General features: G+C 68.1%; 17 protein-coding genes. 7 read left to right on the forward strand and 10 right to left on the reverse strand.

Features of this window, described 5'->3' with window-relative positions:
- Positions 1 to 18: 18 nt before the first annotated feature.
- On the reverse strand, positions 19 to 1,494 hold the full coding sequence (locus QM841_RS00275; protein WP_283330506.1) for a sodium:solute symporter family protein: 1,476 nt from the start codon (positions 1,492 to 1,494) through the stop codon (positions 19 to 21).
- Positions 1,495 to 1,699: 205 nt separating this feature from the next.
- Between QM841_RS00275 and QM841_RS00280 the strand changes: the two genes are divergently transcribed.
- Entirely contained in the window at positions 1,700 to 2,590 is an 891-nt protein-coding gene (locus QM841_RS00280; RefSeq protein ID WP_005244617.1) for a LysR family transcriptional regulator, read from the forward strand.
- 7 nt (positions 2,591 to 2,597) lie between these two features.
- On the opposite strand, the gene QM841_RS00285 is transcribed toward QM841_RS00280, so the two are convergent.
- Genes QM841_RS00285 through QM841_RS00295 form a run of 3 tightly spaced genes read right to left on the reverse strand, consistent with a single transcriptional unit; the run spans position 2,598 to position 5,609 of the window.
- Complete coding sequence (locus QM841_RS00285; RefSeq protein ID WP_283330507.1) at positions 2,598 to 3,260, reverse strand: IclR family transcriptional regulator; 663 nt, start codon at positions 3,258 to 3,260, stop codon at positions 2,598 to 2,600.
- Between the two features lie 37 nt (positions 3,261 to 3,297).
- A complete protein-coding gene (locus QM841_RS00290; RefSeq protein ID WP_280778917.1) occupies positions 3,298 to 4,446 on the reverse strand; it encodes a CaiB/BaiF CoA transferase family protein in 1,149 nt (382 codons plus the stop codon).
- An 11-nt stretch (positions 4,447 to 4,457) separates the two neighbouring features.
- A complete protein-coding gene (locus QM841_RS00295; RefSeq protein WP_283330508.1) occupies positions 4,458 to 5,609 on the reverse strand; it encodes an acyl-CoA dehydrogenase family protein in 1,152 nt (383 codons plus the stop codon).
- A gap of 184 nt (positions 5,610 to 5,793) precedes the next feature.
- Between QM841_RS00295 and QM841_RS00300 the strand changes: the two genes are divergently transcribed.
- Positions 5,794 to 6,168, forward strand: a complete 375-nt coding sequence (locus tag QM841_RS00300; protein ID WP_283330509.1) for a hypothetical protein — start codon at positions 5,794 to 5,796, stop codon at positions 6,166 to 6,168.
- Positions 6,169 to 6,250: 82 nt separating this feature from the next.
- On the opposite strand, the gene cspE is transcribed toward QM841_RS00300, so the two are convergent.
- Positions 6,251 to 6,454 carry a transcription antiterminator/RNA stability regulator CspE gene (cspE, locus tag QM841_RS00305; protein ID WP_005244612.1) on the reverse strand — a complete coding sequence of 68 codons (204 nt, stop codon included), beginning with the start codon at positions 6,452 to 6,454 and terminating at the stop codon, positions 6,251 to 6,253.
- Between the two features lie 232 nt (positions 6,455 to 6,686).
- On the opposite strand from cspE, the gene QM841_RS00310 reads away from it, so the two are divergent.
- Positions 6,687 to 7,520: an alpha/beta fold hydrolase gene (locus QM841_RS00310; protein WP_283330510.1), complete on the forward strand. Its 834-nt coding sequence runs from the start codon at positions 6,687 to 6,689 to the stop codon at positions 7,518 to 7,520.
- Between the two features lie 20 nt (positions 7,521 to 7,540).
- On the opposite strand, the gene hutG is transcribed toward QM841_RS00310, so the two are convergent.
- Genes hutG through QM841_RS00330 form a run of 4 tightly spaced genes read right to left on the reverse strand, consistent with a single transcriptional unit; the run spans position 7,541 to position 12,943 of the window.
- Positions 7,541 to 8,503 (reverse strand): formimidoylglutamase, encoded by a 963-nt coding sequence (gene hutG / locus QM841_RS00315; protein ID WP_280778910.1) that lies wholly within the window; start codon positions 8,501 to 8,503, stop codon positions 7,541 to 7,543.
- On the reverse strand, positions 8,500 to 9,723 hold the full coding sequence (gene hutI / locus QM841_RS00320; protein WP_283330511.1) for an imidazolonepropionase: 1,224 nt from the start codon (positions 9,721 to 9,723) through the stop codon (positions 8,500 to 8,502). The genes hutG and hutI overlap by 4 nt, the downstream gene beginning before the upstream one ends.
- A gap of 47 nt (positions 9,724 to 9,770) precedes the next feature.
- On the reverse strand, positions 9,771 to 11,447 hold the full coding sequence (hutU, locus tag QM841_RS00325; protein ID WP_283330512.1) for a urocanate hydratase: 1,677 nt from the start codon (positions 11,445 to 11,447) through the stop codon (positions 9,771 to 9,773).
- 59 nt (positions 11,448 to 11,506) lie between these two features.
- Complete coding sequence (locus QM841_RS00330) at positions 11,507 to 12,943, reverse strand: purine-cytosine permease family protein (RefSeq protein ID WP_283330513.1); 1,437 nt, start codon at positions 12,941 to 12,943, stop codon at positions 11,507 to 11,509.
- 224 nt (positions 12,944 to 13,167) lie between these two features.
- Here QM841_RS00330 and QM841_RS00335 point away from each other — a divergent pair, with 224 nt between their 5' ends.
- Together QM841_RS00335 and hutC are read left to right on the forward strand one after the other, a co-directional pair.
- A complete protein-coding gene (locus QM841_RS00335; protein ID WP_283330514.1) occupies positions 13,168 to 17,862 on the forward strand; it encodes an NAD-glutamate dehydrogenase in 4,695 nt (1,564 codons plus the stop codon).
- Between the two features lie 105 nt (positions 17,863 to 17,967).
- On the forward strand, positions 17,968 to 18,732 hold the full coding sequence (gene hutC, locus QM841_RS00340) for a histidine utilization transcriptional repressor HutC (protein ID WP_283330515.1): 765 nt from the start codon (positions 17,968 to 17,970) through the stop codon (positions 18,730 to 18,732).
- Positions 18,733 to 18,757: 25 nt separating this feature from the next.
- Here hutC and QM841_RS00345 read toward each other — a convergent pair whose 3' ends face one another.
- Positions 18,758 to 19,351, reverse strand: coding sequence for a PadR family transcriptional regulator (locus tag QM841_RS00345; protein WP_283330516.1), 594 nt, complete (start codon positions 19,349 to 19,351; stop codon positions 18,758 to 18,760).
- 137 nt (positions 19,352 to 19,488) lie between these two features.
- Here QM841_RS00345 and QM841_RS00350 point away from each other — a divergent pair, with 137 nt between their 5' ends.
- Positions 19,489 to 20,715, forward strand: a complete 1,227-nt coding sequence (locus tag QM841_RS00350) for a glycosyltransferase family 87 protein (RefSeq protein ID WP_283330517.1) — start codon at positions 19,489 to 19,491, stop codon at positions 20,713 to 20,715.
- A 115-nt stretch (positions 20,716 to 20,830) separates the two neighbouring features.
- Positions 20,831 to 21,112, forward strand: a complete 282-nt coding sequence (locus tag QM841_RS00355; protein WP_005258716.1) for a DUF2277 domain-containing protein — start codon at positions 20,831 to 20,833, stop codon at positions 21,110 to 21,112.

Below are 21,112 nucleotides of genomic sequence, written 5' to 3' on the forward strand. Positions count from 1 at the left end.
TTCGTGCGCTGATGCCACTCAGGCTATCGGTGCCGGGACCGGAACCGGGTCTTCCTCGGGCTTTCCCGACACTCGCGCGTTCCACACGGACATCACGTTCGCCGGGGTGGGTTCGGTGAACAGGCTGGTGGCCACGAACACGACCAGAGCGCTGACGAGTCCGACGTACACCGGCTCGTTCGCCATGACGTCGCCGACGACGAACATCGTCGCGATGGTCGCCACGGTGCCCACCGCCATGGCCGCCATGGCCGCGGTTCCGGTGGCGCGCTTCCAGGCCAGTCCACCGAGGATCGGGACGAGGAGCCCGCCGACCAGGATGTCGTAGGCGATCGTGAGCGCGGAGACGATGTCGTTGATGAGCGCGGCGATCACGATGCTGACGAGGCCGATCACGATCACGTAGAGGCGGTTGCCGCGCACGTCGGCTTCCGGATCGGACGTGTCCAGTTCGGGTCGTGTGCGGCCGAAGATCTGGGCGACCAGCGGAAGGACGTCCTGCCGGGCGACGGTGGCGGTGGCGATCAGCGCGCCGGACGCGGTCGACATCATCGCGGCCACCGCGGCGGCGAGGACGATGCCGCTGAGACCGACGGGCAGGACGTGGACGGCGACGTCGGCGTACACGTCGTCGGACGAACCGATGTCGGGCATGAGGGCCGACGCGGCCAGACCGATCAGTGCGCCCGCGACGCCGTACAGCAGGCAGTAGACGCCGGCGGTGACGCCGCCCCACCGTGCGACCTCCGGCGACTTCGCGGTGAACACGCGCTGCCAGATGTCCTGTCCGATGAGGATGCCGAGCGTGTAGACGACGAAGAACGTGACGATGGTGCCGGTGCCGATGGTGCCGAGCCCGAGTGCCTGTTCGCCGACGCGCTCCTTGATGCCGGCGTACCCGCCCGCCTTGCTCCACGTGAACGGGAGGAGCAGGGCGAAGACGCCGATGGTCTTGATGACGAACTGGACGACGTCGGTGAGCGTGATCGACCACATGCCGCCCATCGCCGAGTAGGCCACGACGATGAGGCCGCCGAGAACCACCGACAGGGTCCGGTCGAAGCCGAACAGCACGTTGAAGATGGTGGCGTAGGCGATCGTGGAGGTGACGGTGAGCATGAGGGTGTAGGCCATCATCACGAGACCGGACGCCCCGGTGGCGTCGATGCCGTACCGGAGTTTCAGCATCCCGGAGACGGTGTAGACCTTCAGGCGCTGGATCCGCGCGGCGAAGAGCAGGCTGAGCAGGAGAACGCCGGCGGCGATCGACACGACCAGCCACATTCCGGAGATGCCGTACTTGTAGCCGAGGCCGACGCCGCCGACGGTGGAGGCGCCGCCGATGACGACCGCCGCCATCGTGCTGGTGTAGAGAAATCCGCCGAGGCGGCGGCCGGCGACGAGGTATTCGCTGGAGTTGCTCGCCCGGCGTTTGCCCCACCAGCCGAACGCGAGCATCGCGCCCAGATAGATCAGGATGATGGTGATGTCCATGGTGCGTCCTTCACGTGTCCTAGCGGATCGGTGATGACGGGCGCGGTGGTCCCGTCGGTGCCGGTCTCGTCAGACCGTTGCCCTAGACGGTAGGAGAACATTGACGTGAAATAAATCACTTGATACAAATAATCACTTCAGAAAATCGTGAAGTAATGGTGCGAGCCAGCTCACACCCTGTTTTCGACCCCGCCGGAGGAGTGCGATGCGCAGCTCGCTGCCCGATCTGAAGCTCCTCCAGATCTTCGCGGCCGTCGTCCGTCACCAGGGGTTCGCGCCCGCGCAGCAGGAACTCGGACTGTCCGCCTCCGCGATCAGCACCTACATGAGCCAGCTCGAACGGCACCTCGGCATCGTCCTGTGTCACCGCGGGCGCGGCGGATTCGGTCTCACCAGCAAGGGCGAGCTCTACCACAAGGAATGCCTGCGCATCCTCGGCGAACTCGAGGGCTTCGAACGCTACGGCGCCGCGCTGCAGGGGGAGCTCCGGGGAACCCTCACCATCGGGGTTCTCGATTCCACCGTCACCGACGCCACGCTGCCGCTCGCCGACGTGATCGGCGTGTTCAGCAAGGACCACCCCGCCGTCTACCTCGACCTGAAGATCCAGACCCCGCACGAACTGCAGGTCGGCGTGCTCGACGACCGGATCGACGTCGCGGTCGGCGCGTTCGCCTCACCGATGAACGGCCTCGTCTCCCAGGCGCTGCACCGGGAGCAGCACTGGCTGTACTGCAGCGACAAGCACCCGCTGTTCGGCAGGAAGCGGGTGCCGCCGGAGGTCATCACGCAACAGCGGATGGTGACCCGCGGCTACTGGTCCGAGCAGGAACTCGCCCGCCAGGGGTTCCCGCAACCCTCGGCGACGGTGGAGAACATGGAAGCGCAGCTCATCCTGGTGCTGTCCGGCGCGTACATCGGATACCTGCCCGAGCACTACGCAGAGTACTGGGTGGACCGGAACCGGCTCCGTCCGATCCTGCCGGCGTCGTTCGGCTATCAGGCGCCGTTCTCGCTGATCTACCGGCGGGGCCGGGCCCGCGAACCGATGGTCCTCACGTTCCGCGAATTCGTCCGGACCAGCATGGGCAGCTGACCGCCGCTCACCGGGTCGGGGAGCCCAGTTCGGTCGACAGCGCACGGCAACGCTCGACGAGAACGAGACCGTGCTGCGCGCAGAGTGCGTCGTCGAGACGGAACGTCGGCCCGATGATGCTGAGCGCGCCCACGATCCGCCCCACCGCGTCGTAGATCGGGGCCGCCACACCCGTCGACTGGTCCTCGATGGTGTCGTGGGCGATCGCGTATCCCTCACTCTGCAGGTCACCCCGCAGCGCGGCGCCGACGGCCGTGCCCTCGAGCGGCACCGTCTGCCCCACCCATCCCATGTGCCGGATCGCGTGGGTGCCCTCGATCTGCGCGAGATACAGGGCGGTGCCCTTCGGGCCGTGGGTCGACAGGTACGTGGATTCGCGGGTTCCCTCCGCGATCGCGACCATCGCGGGCCGGGCCCGGGACAGCAGCTGGTTGTCGCTGATCGCCCGGGCGCCGATCTGGAGAAGTCGCGGCCCGGCCCGGTAGACGTTGTCGTCGCCGCGGACCAGGAACTCACTCTGCTCCATGCTGCGGATCAGGCGCAGCGCGGTACTCGTGGCGAGGCCTGCGGCTTTCGCGGCGTCGCCGAGCGTCAAGCCGCCCTGCTCGGTGATTGCGCCGAGCAGTTCGAAGGTGCGGCTCGCGCTGCGGGTCACATCTCCGGGGGCCATGGGTTCTCTCCTGACGGTCGCGGGTGTCGGCGTGAATCTACCGCGACGCGATCTCGGACAGCAGGGGCTGCCGGTGTTCGTCGAGCAGCGGGCTGCGGCGAACCCCGGGGCGCGCGCTGTCGCCGAACACGACCGGCTGCCGGACGTAGTCGATCGTTCCCGCGACCGGATGATCGAACGACTCCACGAGTCCCCGGTGCCTGCTCTGCTCGGACGACAACGCCTGTTCCACGTTCCAGATCTCGGAGCTCGCCAGTCCGGCCGCGCCGAGGACCGCGACCACCTCGGCGACCGTCTTGTCCTTCGCCCAGATCTCGATCTCCGCGCGCAGCGCCGGTTCGTGATCGGTGCGGGACGTGTCGTCGGCGAAACGGTTGTCGCCGAGAAGGTCTGCGCGATCCATGGTGTGGGCGAGCTTCTCGAATCCGGACTGGCTGGCGACGGCCAGGACGAACAGGCCGTCCGACGCCCGGTACGTGTCGAACGGGGTCGAGACGGGATGGCGATTGCCCACTCCCGCCGGCGCGACCCCCGATGCCTGCAACTGGCTGTGCGCGGTGGGGAGCATGGCCAGCATGCTGTCGAACATGGCGACGTCGAGGTGTTGTCCCACACCCGATTCCCGGGTGCCGACCAGGGCGGAGCTGATGCCCCACGCCGCGAACAGTCCCGCGACGAGGTCGCCGAACGATTCGCCGAGCCGGGTCGGCCCGGATTCGGGGGAACCGGTGATGCTCATGATCCCCGACAGCGCCTGCACGACGAGGTCGTAGGCGGCCGAACCCGCGAGCGGCCCGTCCTGCCCGAAACCGGAGATGGACGCGTAGACGAGCCGGGGATTGCGGGCGTGGACGGTGTCGTAGTCGATGCCGAGGCGGGCGGTCACGCCGGGCCGAAAATTCTCGACGAGAACATCCGCCGTGTCGAGCAGGTCGAACAGCACCTTCCGGTCCGCGTCGTCCTTGAGATTCAGTGCCAGCGAGCGTTTTCCGCGGTTCAGCACGTTGAAATAGATGCTCTCGCCGTCGCGGAACGGGCCCAGGTGCCGCGAATCCTCGCCGGCAGCGGGCTCGATCTTGACGACGTCGGCGCCGGCGTCTGCGAGCAGCGCCGTGCAATACGGTCCGGCCAGGACGCGCGAGAGATCGACGACGCGGATGCCGTCCAGGGGAGGAAGGGTAGGCATGACGGGCCCTCTCAGAATTCGGTCGAGTGCGGGGACGGGGCGTTGGAGGCGATGGTGAGCAGCTGGATCTGCGAGGTGCCCTCGAAGATCCGGAGGATCCGGCAGTCGCGGTAGAGGCGTTCGATCTCGGATTCGCGCATGAAACCGGCGCCGCCGTGAATCTGCACGGTCTGGTCGACGATCGAGAAGCAGGCCTCCGTGGCCACGTACTTCGACACGGACGCGGCGCGGCGCAGGTCGGCCCCGGCATCCTTCACGTCCGCCGCCCAGTCCGCGGTGACGCGGGAGGCGACGAGCTGCGCGTCGCACGCGCCCAGCAGCAGCTGAATCGCCTGGAATTCGGCGATGGGGTGTCCGAACTGTTTGCGCTCGGCCGCGTAGGAGCGTCCCAGTTCCCACGCGCGCAGGGCGATTCCGTTGGCCATCGCCGCCACGTCGACGCGGGCGCGGTTGAGGGCGGTGAGCGCGATGTTGCCGCCGCGGCCCTCCGTTCCCACCACGGCGTCGTGGGGAAGCACCACGTCGTCGAGGTACACGGTGTAGGTGGGCGCGGACCGGATGCCCAGCTTGTCCTGGGGCTCCGAGTAACTCACGCCGGGAGTGCCCTGGGGGAGGACGAACGCGGTGATGCCGCGGAAGCCTGCGGACGGATCGGTCTTGGCGAAGACGACGACCAGGTCGGCCTCCTTGGCATTGGAGATGTACGTCTTCGAACCGGACAGGTGCCACCCGTCGTCCTCGCGCCGCGCCGTCGTGCGCATCGAGGCGATGTCGGAGCCGGCGTCCGGTTCGGTGAGGGCGAACCCGGCGAGCAGTTCACCGGACGCGAGCCGGGGCAGCCACCGGCTCTTCTGCTCCTCGGTTCCGCCGACGAGGATCGGCTCGAGCCCCAGGTAGTGCGCGGTATAGATCGAGGCGAGGGCGGCGTCGGTGCGGGCCACCTCCTCGATCGCGATCAGCTGTGTCCTGGTGGACAGGCCCAGTCCGCCGAACTCCTCGGGCACCGAGATGCCCATCAGGTCCTGTTCGCCCAGTCGCTTCACCAACTCCGCCGGGAACTCCCGCGTCTCGTCACGGAACGCCGCGCCGGGGTGGATCTCACGGTTGGCGAATGCACGCACTGCGCCGCGGAACTCGGCGGCGTCGAGCAGCTGATCGGTCACGGAAACTCCTGTCGAAAGATCGAAATTGCCACCTAGTGAAATGACAATGCCACTTGGTGGCATATCGACTATGAAGGAGACCGGCGAATTTGTCCAGGGGTGCCGGTGTCCACGGACACGGGAGCGGGTACTCGACCACGGACGCACAGCGCACACTCCGTGCGGCATTGCAGAGGGAGGCTTCATGCGCACGATCACACGAGGGATCGTCACCGCGGGAACGATGATCGGCGCGGTTCTCGCCGGCGCGGGGACGGGCGTGGCGGAACCCGCCGTGCCGTCCGGCACCTATCAGGGAACGACCACCGCGCCGGCGGGTGAGTTGATCTGGAAGGGCAAGACGTTCCAGGGCGGCACGGTCGTCAACAACTTCGCGTTCGGTCTGACCGGGCTCGCGGGCACGACCTCGCAGGACGGGAACGGAAACACTGTCATCGACTACAGCCCATCGGGTCTGGGGTTCCTGACCGACAGGATGACCCCCAACGCAGACGGGACCTACACCGGGGCCGTGTACGTGGGCGGCAACCAGGTGGGAAGCTTCGGCCTCGCGAGATAGCTGTCCCGGGGCCTACTACGACGATGACGAGGCCGCACCGCTCGGGTGCGACCTCGTCGTCACAGTGTCATCGGGGCGTCGGTCAGACGGCCCGGACATTCTGGGCCTGCGGGCCCTTCTGGCCCTGTCCGACCTCGAATTCCACCCGCTGGTTCTCCTCCAGCGACTTGTAGCCGCTGCCCGAGATCTCGGAGTAGTGAACGAACACGTCCGCGCTGCCGTCGTCCGGCGCTATGAATCCGAAGCCCTTCTCGCTGTTGAACCACTTCACAACACCCTGCGCCATACCGTTCACTCCCTGCAGTTGCCGCCCGGGACCTCACATCGAGATCCCGTTCGCGTGGATATCATCCTGTCATCAAGGCGCGCGTCCTTCCAGTGGTACGCCCACGATTCCTGCGAATCCTGGGCGCTGTACCAGGTCTGCGGAAGAAATTTCCCCCCTCGACCGATGATTCTGCCCCTCGGGCGCGGTCCTACCTGCGACCGAGAATTACCACCTCGAACGAGGAGAACCGATGAATTCCACATCGACCGCCACCGCCGACGCCCGGATCCTCGACGTTCCCGGTGCCAGGCTGTACTACGAGGTGCAGGGCGCGGGTCCCGTCGTGGTGCTCGTCGGCGCCCCCATGGACGCCGACTCCTTCGCGCCGGCGGCGGATCTGCTCTCGTCCGACTACACCGTGCTCACGACGGACCCGCGGGGCATCCACCGCAGTCCGGTCGACGACCGGGATCGCGATTCGACCCCGGAGATGCGCGCCGACGACCTCGCCCGGCTCCTGATGCACCTCGACGCGGGCCCTGCCGTGGTGTTCGGCTCCAGCGGCGGCGCCGTCAGTGCGCTCGCGCTGGTGCAGGCGCACCCCGAGCTGGTCCACACCGTGATCGCTCACGAGCCGCCGCTGGACGAGTTACTCGACGACCGCGAGCAACTGCGCGTGAAGACCGACGAGATCATCGACACCCACCTGACCGGGGATGTCGTGGGGGCGTGGAGGAAGTTCCTGGCCCTGGCGAACATCCACCTGCCCGAGGAAGCGTTCCAGCAGATGTTCGCGGGCGAACGGGATGCGCAGACCGAGGCGGACGACTACTTCCAGCACGCGCACATGCTGCGCCCGACCACCCGCTGGTGCCCGGACGTCACCGCCCTGCGCTCGGCGCCCAGCCGCGTCGTGGTCGGGATCGGCGAGGAGTCGGGTGGGCAACTCTGCGACCGTACGTCGCGGGCGCTCGCCGCCGAACTGGGCGTCGAGCCCACTATGTTCCCCGGCGACCACATCGGCTTCGCCCACGACCCCGCCGCGTTCGTCACCCGGCTGCGCGCAGTGCTGCGGGAGGTCTGAGCGGACGCTCCCGACTGACCTCACACCGCGATCGGGATGCGTTTCGTGACGATCCGATGGATCAACCGGGCGGCGGTGCGGGCCGTGCGGTTGTCGATGTCGAACGACGGATTGAGCTCGGCCACATCGCACACCGCGAGTTTTCCGCTGGCGGCGACGGCGTCGCACACGAATTGGATCGTCTCCGCCGGAACGCCGTACGCGGCGGGAGCGCTCACTCCCGGCGCGACCGCGGCGGGAAGGACGTCGAGGTCGATGGTGAGGTACACGAGATCGACGTCCGACAGGAACTCGCTGACGAAGACGGCCACCCGGTGCCGGTCGGAGACCGAGCAGTCGTCGTCCAGGAGGTAGCGGACGTCGTATCCGCGTGCGGTGTCGAACAGTGCGGTGGTGTTGCTCGGCTGGCTGATGCCGAGCACGGAGTACTGCAAGGCGGTGCCTGACGCATGCTCCTGTTCGAGGATCTGCCGGAACGGTGTGCCCGAACTCGGGACCGGATCGGACCGCAGGTCGAAGTGGGCGTCCAGGTTCAGGATCCCGATCCGACGCCTGGGTGTGCGGACGGCTGCCTGTGCCAGACCGAGGTACGTCCCGTAGGCCACCTCGTGGCCGCCGCCGAGGACCACCGGGAACTGGCCGGCGTCGAGCGTCGCGGCGACCACGGAGCCGAGCGCCATCTGCCCGGCCTCGAGACGATTGTCGGTGACCGCGACGGTGCCGGCGTCGTAGACGCGGAGCGGCTCGGCGAGCGCCATCGACGACAGCGCGCCCCGCAGCGCGTCCGGGCCGCGCGCCGCCCCGCGGCGTCCCTTGTTCCGCTCCACGCCCTCGTCGCTCGAGAAGCCGATCAGCACGCAGGCGCCGGGCTCGGCGCCGTCGTGCAGAGGCGTCACGGCCTGGTGCCAGCGGAGGTGGTGACTCGACGTGCCGTCCACCCTGCCGACCCAGGGGGGCGGGGGAATCAACAGGTTCTCCATCATCGCAGGGCCCTCGCTTTCTCGTGACCGGTGTGCGCGGACCAGGCGAGTTCGCCGCCCCGCCACACATCGCTGACCAGGGGGACGCCGGGCCGGTAGGCCAAGTGTAGGTACGACGGCGCGTCCAGCGCGAGGGCATCGGCCCGCGCGCCGGGACGCAGGACCCCGACGTCGGCACGTTGCAGCGCGCGGGCACCGCCCGCCGTGGCCGCCCAGATGGCTTCGTCCGGGGTCATGTGCATGTCCCGCACCGCGATCGCGATGCAGAACGGCAGGCTGGTGGTGTAGCTGGTGCCGGGGTTGCAATCCGCACCGAGCGCCACCGTGACACCTGCGTCGAGCAGGGCCCGGGCGTCCGGGTACTTGTTCCGGGTCGAGAAGTCCGCGCCGGGCAGGAGCGTGGCCACCGTCGAACTCTGCGCCAGCGCATCGATGTCGGCCTGCGTGGTGTAGCAGACGTGGTCGACGGACGCGGCCCCCAGTTCGACGGCGAGCTGGACTCCGGGTCCCTCGCGGAGTTGGTTGCCGTGGACGCGGGGGATCAGCCCCTTCGCCATCCCGGCGGTGAGAACGGCATGTGCCTGATCGCGGTCGAACGCGCCGGTCTCACAGAACACGTCGATCCACTTCGCTTGCGGTGCACAGGCGTCGATCATCTCGGAGCACACCATGGCGACGTAGTCGTCGGCCCGCCCCGCGTATTCCGGCGGCGGAACGTGAGCGGCGAGCAGCGTCACCTCGTCGGTGAGGGACGCCGCGATCCTCGTGCTGCGCAGTTCGTGCGCGACCGTCTGCCCGTACCCGGTCTTGCACTCCACGGTGGTGCTGCCCGACCGCAGGGACTCGTCCAGCAGTCGCCGCGTGTTCGCCTGCAGTTGTTCGTCGGTCGCGTTCCGTGTCGCCTCGATCGTGTTGCGGATGCCACCCGCCGCGTACGGCTGTCCCGCCATGCGCGCCGCGAATTCCTCCGCCCGTTCCCCACCGAACACCAGGTGCGAGTGGCTCTCCACGAAGCCCGGCAGCACCGCCCGGCCGTCGAGATCGTGCCCGACGTCCCCGGCCGGCGCCGAGTCGGCGCGGCCGACCCAGGCCACCACGCCGCCGTCGAAGACGACGGCGGCGTCGCGGATCAGCCCGAGCGGACCTTCCCCCACTGTCGGGTCGTTGGTCACCAGGGTGCCGATGCCGGTCAGCACTGTGGAGCGGGAGGTGTTCGCTGTCACTGCTGTTCCTTCCAGTGGTTCGAAAATGCGGTCGCTCGGGCCTGCGGTCATCCTTCGGACATCGGCACGCGGACGCCGCGCTCCTTGGCGACGTCGATCGCGTGGTCGTATCCGGCGTCGACGTGCCGGATGACGCCCATGCCGGGATCGTTGGTCAGGACCCGCTCCAGCTTCTCGGCGGCCAGGTCGGTGCCGTCCGCGATGCACACCTGACCGGCGTGGATGGACCGTCCCATGCCGACGCCGCCGCCCTGGTGGATGGACACCCACGACGCCCCCGACGCGGTGTTGACGAGTGCGTTGAGCAGCGGCCAGTCGGCGATCGCGTCGGAGCCGTCGAGCATCGACTCGGTCTCGCGGTACGGGGAGGCGACGGAGCCGGAATCGAGGTGGTCGCGGCCGATGGCGACGGGCGCGGACAGTTCGCCGGACGCCACCATCTCGTTGAACTTCAGGCCGGCCTTGTGCCGTTCGCCGTAGCCGAGCCAGCAGATCCGGGCGGGGAGACCCTCGAACGCCACCTTCTCGCCGGCCATCGTGATCCAGCGCTTGAGGTGCTCGTTCTCGGGGAACAGTTCGAGGATCGCCTTGTCGGTGGCGGCGATGTCCTTCGGGTCACCCGACAGCGCGGCCCAGCGGAACGGGCCGAGGCCCTCCTCGAACAGCGGACGGATGTAGGCGGGCACGAATCCGGGGAAGTCGAACGCGCGGTAGTAGCCGGCCTTGCGGGCCTCGTCACGGATGGAGTTGCCGTAGTCGAACACCTCGGCGCCCTTGTCGAGGAAGCCGACCATCGCGGCGACGTGCCGTGCCATCGACGCGCGGGAGTCCTCGGTGAACTTCACCGGGTCCTTGTCGGCCATCGCCTTCATGTCGGCGAATTCGATCCCGAGCGGCAGGTACGACAGCGGGTCGTGTGCCGACGTCTGGTCGGTGACGATGTCGATGGGGGCGTTCATGGCGAGCAGTTCGGGGAAGATCTCCGCGGCGTTGCCTTCGAGGCCGATCGACAGCGGGCGCTTCGCGTCGCGGGCCTCGATCGCGAGACGCAGGGCGTCGTGGATGTCGGTGGCCTTGGTGTCGAGGTACTTGTGCGCGATCCGGCGGTCGATGCGGGTGACGTCGCAGTCGACGCAGATCGCGACGCCGTCGTTCATCGTCACGGCGAGGGGCTGGGCGCCGCCCATGCCGCCGAGTCCGGCCGTCAGCGTGATGGTGCCGGCGAGCGAACCGCCGAAGCGCTTCCGGCCCACGGCGCCGAACGTCTCGTACGTGCCCTGCAGGATGCCCTGCGTGCCGATGTAGATCCACGACCCGGCCGTCATCTGCCCGTACATGATCAGGCCGAGGGCGTCGAGCTTGCGGAACTCCTCCCAGTTGGCCCAGTCACCCACCAGGTTCGAGTTCGCGAGGAGGACGCGGGGCGCCCACTCGCTGGTGCGGAACACGCCGACCGGCTTGCCGGACTGCACCAGCATCGTCTCGTCCGACTTCAGGGTCTTCAACGTCCGGACCATCGCGTCGAACGCCTCCCAGCTGCGCGCGGCCTTGCCGGTGCCGCCGTAGACGACGAGGGAGTCGGGATGCTCGGCGACCTCGGGGTCGAGGTTGTTCATCAGCATGCGCAGGGCGCCTTCTTGCTGCCAGCCGAGTGTCGTCAGTTCGGTGCCGCGGGGCGCCGACACGTGGCGGGGTCCGGAAACCGGAGGCGTCGTGGTGGTCATGTCGTGTACTCCTTGATGGTCGAACGAGGAAGAGGGAAAAGTCTGGGTGTCAGCGTGATTCACAGTCGCGAATCCGCCATGGCGGTGTGTGCGGGGTAGATCATGGCCGCGGGTGGGTTGCTGTTGCGCCGCGCGAGCGGGTAGTAGATGGCGCCGGTGAAGACGATGCCGACGATCCACGAGATGTCCGCGCCGCCCAGCATGTCCGTGACCGGTCCCGTGTAGAGCTTCTGGGCGAGGAACGGGATCTGCGCGAGAACGCCGACGGTGTAACAGATCATCGCCGTCTTGTTCCAGCGGCCGTAGCGGGCCTCCGGGTCGTACAGCGCCGGGATGTCCACGCGCTCCTTGGAGATGAGGTAGTAGTCGATCAGGTTGATGGCACTCCACGGGGTGAACACCATCAGCAGGACGAGGACGAAGTTCTTGAAGTTGTTGAGGAAGTCGGCGCTGGCACCGATCGCGATCAGCATCGACACGGCGACGAACCCGATGATGTACAGGGTGCGGGCCCGCGACGAGATGCGGGACTGCCCGTTGAACGCCGTCACCGTGGTGAGGATCGACATGAATCCGCCGTAGGCGTTGAGGCAGTTGATCGTGAGCTTCCCGACCAGGATCACCAGGTAGATCATCAGGGCGATCACAGCCGGTCCGGCGAGGCCTCCGATCCACCCGACCTGGTCGCTGAGGAACGCGTCGCCGGCGACGGCGGCGACGAGTGCACCGAACGTCATCGACCACTGCGAGCCGATCACGCTGCCCGCGAACGTCGACCAGAAGGTCGTCCGCTCGCTCGTCGAGCGCGGCAGATAGCGGGAGTAGTCCGCGACGTACGGGCCGAACGTGAGCTGCCAGCCGGCGCCGAGCGAGATCGCGAGGAGGAACGTGACGATGTCGAAGCCCTTGATCCCGACGAACGAGGCCACGTCGTACTCGGCGAACAACCGGATCGCGAGGTAGGTGAAGCCGAGGATGCCGACAACGGTCGCGATCTTGCCGACGACGTGGATGAGTTTGTATCCGGTCACCGCGACGAATGCGGTCATCGCGCCGAAGATCAGGATTCCGACGGTGGGGTTGTCGATGTGGAGGATCTCGTTCACGGCCTGACCTGCGAGGACGCTGCCGGTCGCGGCGAAACCGAGGTACATCAGGACGACGAGGACCAACGGGAGCACGGCACCCAGAACACCGAACTGCGCTCGGCTCGAGATCATCTGCGGCAGTCCGAGGCGCGGTCCCTGAGCGGAGTGCAGCGCCATCACGGCGCCGCCGAAGAGATTGCCGATCAGCAGGCCCACGATGGCCCACAGCGCGTCGGCGCCGAAGACGACCGCGAGGGCGCCGTCGACGATCGCGGTGATCTGCATGTTGGCGCCGAACCAGAGTGTGAACTGGCTGCGCGGAGATCCGTGGCGCTCGTCGTCCGGGACGACGTCGATGGTGCGACGCTCCGGCGCGAGGCTGATCTCGGGAGGTCCCTCGTGTGTCATAGGCCTTGTCTCTCTGTGACGAGTCCGGCAGCTGGTCGGTCCCGGGTGCTCTGTCCCATGTCCTGAATCCAGTGTGCTCTGACTCACGTTTTTTATCGCCTTAGATGTATAGTCCTGTATAGACAACCCCCTGTCAAGCGTTCTCCAAGGACCCAGCCGAGAGGCGTGCCGGCCCACCACTGCACCAGTCGGGAGTGTCGATGCTTCCGACGGAAGGTACTGACATGAGAGTAATTTCGACGTCCTCACATTCGCTCGACCGCGATGAACAGCAGTTTTCCGCTCCGGAAGCGCCCGAGCGTTTCCGCGACCTCTACCTCCGCACCGCCGGTCATCCCTCCGCCGACGGCGCAGATCCGCAGGCGCGTGATCGCATCGCGAACACGCATCTCGAGACCGGGTGGAACCGGAACCCCGGGACCGCGGTGGTGCGCGGAATCGACGCCGCAGACCCCAGCGGGATCGGGCCCGCGGTGCAGATCGTCACCGACGACATGGCCCTGCTCGTCGAATCGGTACTGCTGACCGCGGCCAGGGTCGGCGCCCCGATCGAGGAGGTTCTGCATCCGGTCCTCGTCGCCCGCCGCTCGGAGTCGGGCACCCTCACCGACCTTCTGCCGATCTCCGACTCCGGGACGGCGGAGTCGTGGATTCACGTGGGTCTGCGCTCCGACACCGCGAACTCCGTCGTCGCCGCACTTGTCGCGGCGCTGCACACCGTTCTCGCCGACGTGCGCCGGGTGGACCGGGATCTGGCGCGCATGCGCGAACTGCAGATCCAGGTCTCCGACCAACTCGACTCGCAGACCGGGCAGGACTCGCTGTCCGAAGAACTCCGCGAGGCCGCCGACTTCCTGCGCTGGTGCGAGGCGGGCAACTTCACCGTCCTCGGATACGCGCGGTACGGCGACGACGGTGCACCCGAGGAGAGTCTCGGCGTGCTCCACGACCGGGAGGGCGATCGGGCGCCGGCCGCGGAACCCGGCCCCGTCCTGGCGATCGGGCAGGCGGCGCTTCCGGTGTCCGTGCACCGGTCGTCGTACCCGTCGGTGGTCGGAGTTAGGGCCGGAGGAGTGGAGCACCGCTTCGTCGGCGCGTTCACCCCCGCGGGCAGGCACGAGAACGTCCTGGACATCCCGGGTGCGGGACGCCGGGTGCGGGCCCTGCTCGACCGTGCCGGTTTCGACATCGACTCCTTCTCCGGGCAGGCCGTCCTGCAGGTCGTGCAGGCGCTGCCGCTGACCGAGTTGTTCGCGGCGAGCCCGGATTCGCTGCATTCGGCCCTCACCGAGGTCGCCGGCATCACCGCGCGCGAGCACATTCACCTCTTCCTGCGCACGGACGTCCCGGGCGAGAGCATGTCGGCGCTGGTGTTCATTCCCCGCGATCGGTACAACACGCGGACGCGCCTGGCGGCCCAGCGCGTCCTGCTGGACGAACTGGACGGCACCGCAGTCGAATACACCACGAACGTGTCCGAGTACCCGCTCGCGATGGTGCACTTCACGATGCGGGTCCCGGCGGACACCGAGGTGACGGACACCCGGCGACTGGAGATTCAGCGTCGAATCTCCCGGTCCTGCCGGACCTGGGACGACCGGTTCCGCGACGAACTCGACACAGCCGAACGCGAACTCCTCGCCCATTATTCGGAGCATTTCCCGGAGGTGTACAAGCACGATTTCGACGCCCGGCGCGCCCACGCCGATCTGGTGGTGTTCGAGAGACTGACGGACGGCGCGATCGATACCCGGCTCGACGCGAACGCGGCGGACTGGCGCTTCACCTTCTTCGTCGGCGGTGCATCCGCCTCCCTCAGCGATGTTCTCCCGATCCTGCAGAGCATGGGCGTCGCGGTCCTCGACGAGCGCCCGTACACGGTCGCGAACAGTCGCGGAACGGTGTGCTGGATGTACGAGTTCGGGATCCGCTACGCGTCACCGGGGCCGGTGGACGACGCGCTGCCGCGCCGCTTCACGGAGACGTTCGCCGCGGCCTGGGCATCTCGCGCCGAGACGGACAGCTTCAACGAACTCGTACTCCGCGCGGGCCTGGACTGGCGTGAAGTGGAGGTGCTGCGGGCATACGCGCGGTACCTCCGTCAGGGTGGATTCCCGTACAGCCAGAACCACATCGCCACGGTCCTCGGTGATCATCCGGAGATCTCCCAGGCACTGATCCGGCTGTTCGCCGCGAGGTTCGATCCGGACGGCACTGATCCGGACGGCGCTGAGGAGTGCGGTGAACTGATCGCGTCGCTGGAAACGGCGATCGGCGACGTCCTCGGCCTGGACGCCGACCGCATCCTGCGCGCCTACCTGAACGTGGTCCTGGCGACGCTGCGCACCAACCGCTACGCCCCCTCGGGCCGGGAACGTCAGGTCCTGTCGTTCAAGTTCGATCCGCAGCGCATCCCGGAACTGCCGCAGCCGCGGCCCCGCTTCGAGATCTACGTCTACTCGCCGTGGGTCGAGGGCGTGCACATGCGGTTCGGCGCCGTGGCACGGGGAGGCCTGCGATGGTCCGACCGCAAGGAGGACTTCCGCACCGAGGTGCTCGGCCTGGTGAAGGCGCAGGCGGTCAAGAACTCGGTGATCGTGCCCGTCGGCGCGAAGGGCGGGTTCGTCGTCGCGCGCCCGCCCGCTCCCACCGGCGACCCGCTGCGCGATCGCGACGCCCAGCGCGCGGAGGGGGTTCGCTGCTACCGCAGCTTCATCAGCGGACTGCTGGACGTCACCGACAACGTGGACCTCGCGACCGGTGCCGTGATCCCGGCGCCGCGGGTGGTGCGGCACGACGGCGACGACACGTACCTTGTCGTCGCCGCGGACAAGGGCACCGCGACGTTCTCCGACATCGCCAACGACGTTGCAGCACAGTACGGGTTCTGGCTGGGTGACGCATTCGCATCGGGCGGATCCGTCGGCTACGACCACAAGGCGCTCGGCATCACCGCCCGGGGTGCGTGGGAGAGCGTGAAGCGGCACTTCCGCGAAATGGGTGTCGACACCCAGTCGCAGGAGTTCACGGCCGTCGGGATCGGCGACATGAGCGGCGACGTGTTCGGCAACGGAATGCTCGCGAGCCCGCACATCCGGCTCGTCGCCGCATTCGACCACCGGCACGTGTTCCTCGACCCGAACCCCGACGCGGACACATCCTTCGCGGAGCGGGAACGACTCTTCGCGCTGCCGAGGTCGTCGTGGGCGGACTATGCGCCCGGTCTGATCAGCGCAGGCGGCGGTGTGTGGGAACGGTCGAGGAAGAGTGTTCCGATCAGCGAGGAGGCGCGGCGCGCACTCGGACTGAGCCCCGGGACCACCGAACTGTCCCCACCCGACCTCGTCCGCGCGATCCTGCGGGCACCGGTGGACCTGCTGTGGAACGGCGGCATCGGAACATACGTGAAGTCGGGCACCGAAACCCATCTCGACGTGGGGGACAAGGGTAACGACGGCGTCCGCGTCGACGGTGCCGACGTCCGGGCCCGGGTGGTCGGTGAGGGCGGCAACCTCGGCTTCACCCAGCTGGGACGCATCGAATTCTCCCGCTCCGGAGGGCGGATCAACACGGACGCTCTCGACAACTCGGCGGGCGTCGACTGCTCCGACCACGAGGTCAACATCAAGGTCCTGCTCGACGCCCTGGTCAGCGGCGGCCGTCTCGCCGCCGACGACCGCGCCGGTCTGCTCGCCGACATGTCCGGGGAGGTGTCGCGTCTCGTGCTCTCCGACAACGTCGCCCAGAACGACGTGCTGGGCACGTGCCGGGCCGACGCCGCCGCGTCCCTCACGGTGCACGGACGGCTCATCGGCCATCTGGAAGGCCGCTACGGCCTGGACCGCGCCATCGAGGTGCTGCCGTCCAGGAAGGAGATCGCCGCCCGGGAGCGCGCGGAGGCGGGACTCACCTCGCCCGAACTCGCGACCCTCATGGCGCACGTGAAGCTGGCGCTGAAGTCGGACCTGCTGGCCGGCGACCTGCCCGACAGCCCGGCATTCGCGGACGCACTCGCCGGGTACTTCCCGCGCAGGCTCCGGGAATCCTTCGGCGACGCCATCGGCGACCATCCGCTGCGCCGGGAGATCGTCGCGACGGTCCTCACCAACGACGTCGTCGACAACGGCGGTATCACCTACGCCTTCCGGCTGGGGGAGGAGGCCGGGGCGAGCAGCGCCGACGCCGTGCGGGCCTTCGCGGTGGTGTCGGCCGTGTTCGACCTGCCGTCCCTCCGGCGCGACATCCGGGACGCCGACCTCGACGCCGCGCTCTCGGACGACCTCACGCTGTTCACCCGGCGGCTGCTCGACCGGGCGTCGCGATGGATGCTCACCCGCAGACCCCAGCCGCTCGCGGTCGGGGCGGAGATCGCCCGATTCCGTGACCGCGTCGCGGACCTGACACCGCACGTCGCGGGCTGGCTCTGCGGTGAGGACGCGGAGAACCTCCGGAGTCGCACGGCCGCGCTGGTGGCCCGCGGTGTCCCCGCGGACCTGGCCGGGCGGGTGCAACTGCTCCTGGACCGGTTCGCGCTGCTGGACATCGTCGAGATCGCCGACATCACCCAACGCGATCCCCGCGAAGTGGCCGAGGTGTACTACCGGCTCGGGGAGTGCCTCGGGTTGGTGCACCTCCTGGTGGGGGTCTCGCAGCTGGGACGGGGAACCCGGTGGAACGCGCTGGCCCGGTTGTCGTTGCGCGACGAGTTGTACGACACGGTCCGGGCACTGTGCCTCGATGTGATCTCGGGCAGTGAAGCCGTGGACACGGCGGAACAGAAGATCGGGGAGTGGGAGGACCGCAACGCCGCCCGGCTGGCGCGCGCCCGCCACACGCTCGATGCCGTCACGGAATCGGGGGAGCACGACCTGGCGGCCCTCTCCGTCGCAACCAGGCAACTGCGCAGCATGGTGAGGTGACACGAGGCGCACCGCGCGATGAGGGTTTACCCGTGCAGTCGGCCGATAGACTGCAACGGCCGACTGCACGGGAAGTTCATCGGTGTTGCAGAGGGATGGGTGTCAGTGGTGGTGGAGATCGCAGTAGTCGACGCGGAGCTTGCTGCGTTGTACAACGGACCGGGGACGGAGTCGGCCCCGGCGTACGAACGCGTCAAGCAGCTGATCGTGTCGCAGATCAATGCCGGCCGCTGGCAGGAGGGCGATCAGCTGCCCTCGGAGAATCAGCTCGTCGGCGCTCTCGGCCTCTCCCGCATGACCATCAACCGCGCGCTGCGCGAACTCAGCGCCGAGGGGCTCGTGGTGCGCCTGATGGGTGTGGGGACGTTCGTGGCGGCCACGAAGACGGCGTCGCCGCTGTTCGAGGTCAAGAACATCGCGGACGAGATCCAGCAACGCGGACACCGCCATCGAACCGAAGTGGTGTACGTGCGTGAGGAAGACGCCGATCCGGCGAACGCCTTCATCCGGGATTCGATCCGCGGCAAGGTGTTCCACTCGCTGATGATCCACTACGAGGACGACACACCGATCCAGCTCGAAGACCGGTTCGTCAATCCCGCCGAGGCTCCCGGGTATCTCGATCAGGACTTCACCCAGCAAACGCCCAATCACTATCTGAGCGTGGAGGCTCCCCTGACGAGGGGCGAGCACGTCGTCGAAGCGATCCTCGCGTCGCCCGAGGAATGCCGGCTCCTCCACATCGAGCGCGCCGAACCGTGCCTGATGATCCGGCGCCGCACGTGGTCCTCGCGGGGGCTCGTCAGCGCCGCGCGTCTCGTCCATCCCGGATCGCGGAACCGGCTCGAAGGGACGTTCGGGACCGGCTGACCGGGGTAGATGCCGAATCGGGGGCTCACGGCCGCGTGTCCTTCGTCTGCGATGCGGGCCAGGTGAGATGGCCCGCGTGGATGTCGGAGATCGTCGACGCGATCCAGGCGAGTTCGCCCCGCGCCGCGTGGAGTGTGTAGTCCGCTTCGACGACGAACAGCGCGGGCACTCCGCCATCGAGCGCTCGGGTGAGCCCTGCCTCGTCGGATTCGATTCTCGCGGTGAGTCGTTCGGCGCGTTCGGTGAGCGCGTCGACGGCGCCCTCGCGTCCCAGCGCGCCGAGGTAGCTGATCGCCGCGAAGAACGGGGAGAACTCTCGTGCGGCACTGCGGATCTGGAGGTCGAGCCGGCTCACGAGTTCCGCGTGCCCGGCCTCGGTGAGGGCGTAGACGGTGCGGGCGGGCCGACCTTCCCGTTGCGCACGTTCGTGTTCCTCGATCCAGCCCGCCGAGGCGAGGGCCGCGACCACATTGTTCAGCGAGCCGCGATTGAGCGGCCACTGGCCCTCCTCGCTGCGCTCGCGCAGCGTGACCTCCAACTGGTACGGGTGCATCGGCGATTCGAGGAGCAGGCCGAGCACCGGCAGGACGAGGGGATTGTCGAGGACGCGCGCAGGCATGGTTGAAATATATCAGTCTAAATAAACTATGACAAGGCGCGCGGTTCGGGCACCGCGACCTCGCCTTTGTCACGATTGGGTCACGGCCCGCTACGGTGGATCGTTGACCACGACGCCGATCATGAAAGAACAAATTCTTGTTACAGAGTGAATCGAAGTTCAGGGCTTATCGTCTCCACGCCGTCACGCTCCTCGTGGGCGTCCTCTCCTTGGGGGCGGTGGCCTACCGAGAGTTCGATGCGGCGACGGGCTACCTGATGGACCTCTCCGTGTTCCGCGACGCCGGCTACGCCTTCGTCAGCGGCCTGCCGCTCTACTCCGCGGACTTCCCGAGCAGCTCCGGGTTCAGGTTCATCTACGCACCCTTCGCGGCGATCCTCTTCGCGCCGATGGCGGAGATCGACCCAGCGGTCCTGCAGGCGCTGTGGTGCGCCCTCAACCTCGGGCTCGTGTGGTGGATGGTCAAGGCGGCGCTGTCGAAGCTCGACGTCGCACGCCCCGAACTTCTCGCTCTGCTGTCGATGGGCCCGGTACTTCTCCTCGAACCGATGCGCTCGAACTTCGACTTCGGTCAGATCAACATCATCCTGATGGCACTGGTGGTCGCCGACTGCACCGGTGCGATCCCGAAGAGGTTCCGCGGAGTCGCGATCGGTCTCGCCGCGGCCGTCAAGATCACTCCGGCGGCCTTTCTCCTGGTCCTGCTCGTCCGCCGCGACTTCCGCGCGATCGGACGATCCCTCGCCACGATCCTGGTCACCGTCGGCCTCGGCTTCTGGCTGCTACCGCAGTCGTCGGTGTGGTTCTGGACCACCGAATTCTTCGCCACCGGCCGTGCGGGCGCGCCCGACTTCTTCCGCAACCAGGCCGTCACCGGCGTCATCGCGCGGCTCGGGGCGGAAGGCCGGCTGGCCAGCATTCTCTGGGTGCTCAGCGCGGCCGTCATCGTGTCCGCCGCGGCGTGGTCGGCGTACCGCTTCACCCGTTCCGGTGAGCACCTGATCGCGCTGGCGATCGTCGCCCTGGCATCGCTGCTCGCCGCGCCGTTCGCCGTCACCCACCACTGGGCGTACAGCATCCTGCTGATCCCGATCCTGATCGCACCGCAGTACCGCAGCTGGCGACCCCTGATCGGCGCCGCGACCCTGATCTTCCTGATCGGCCCGAACTTCGTCCTGCAGTCCTCGTCGTCGGGCTGGGTGGAGGCGGCCGTGCGTGAGGTGATCGGAAGCTCGCAGTGCCTCATCGCGCTGGTCCTGCTCGGCGCGGCCGTCGTGGCCGCACGGTCCCGCACCCCGCTCCCGGACGTCGAGACGGACGTCGTGCCCGCGGACGAAGACGCGCTGGAGCCCGCCCGCAGCTGAGGCAGCGCCACCCCGGCGGGCGAATGTACCTTCCGGCGCCTCAGGTGCGCCCAAAGGTACATTCGCCCAGCGCCGAGGAGCCGCGGAGACGGCCGGGCGGCGCTATCGTCGAGTCATGTGCCGAAACATCACCGAGCTGCGCGGACTCGAACCGGCGGCCACCGCGGAGGAGATCGAGGCGGCGGCGCGGCAGTACGTCCGGAAGGTCAGCGGGATACAGAAGCTGTCGGACGCCAACCGTGAGCCCTTCGAGGAGGCGGTAGCCGTCGTCACCGAGGCCACCACGAAGCTGCTCGCGGCACTGCCGCCGCGGAAGCAGCCGCCGCAGACGGTGCCCCCGCTGCGCCGGCCGGAGGTCCGGGCGCGCATCGCGGCGAAGGCCGCGTCATCCAGCTGA

Source organism: Rhodococcus sp. IEGM 1307, from assembly GCF_030056915.1.
GTDB lineage: Bacteria > Actinomycetota > Actinomycetes > Mycobacteriales > Mycobacteriaceae > Rhodococcus_F > Rhodococcus_F opacus_D.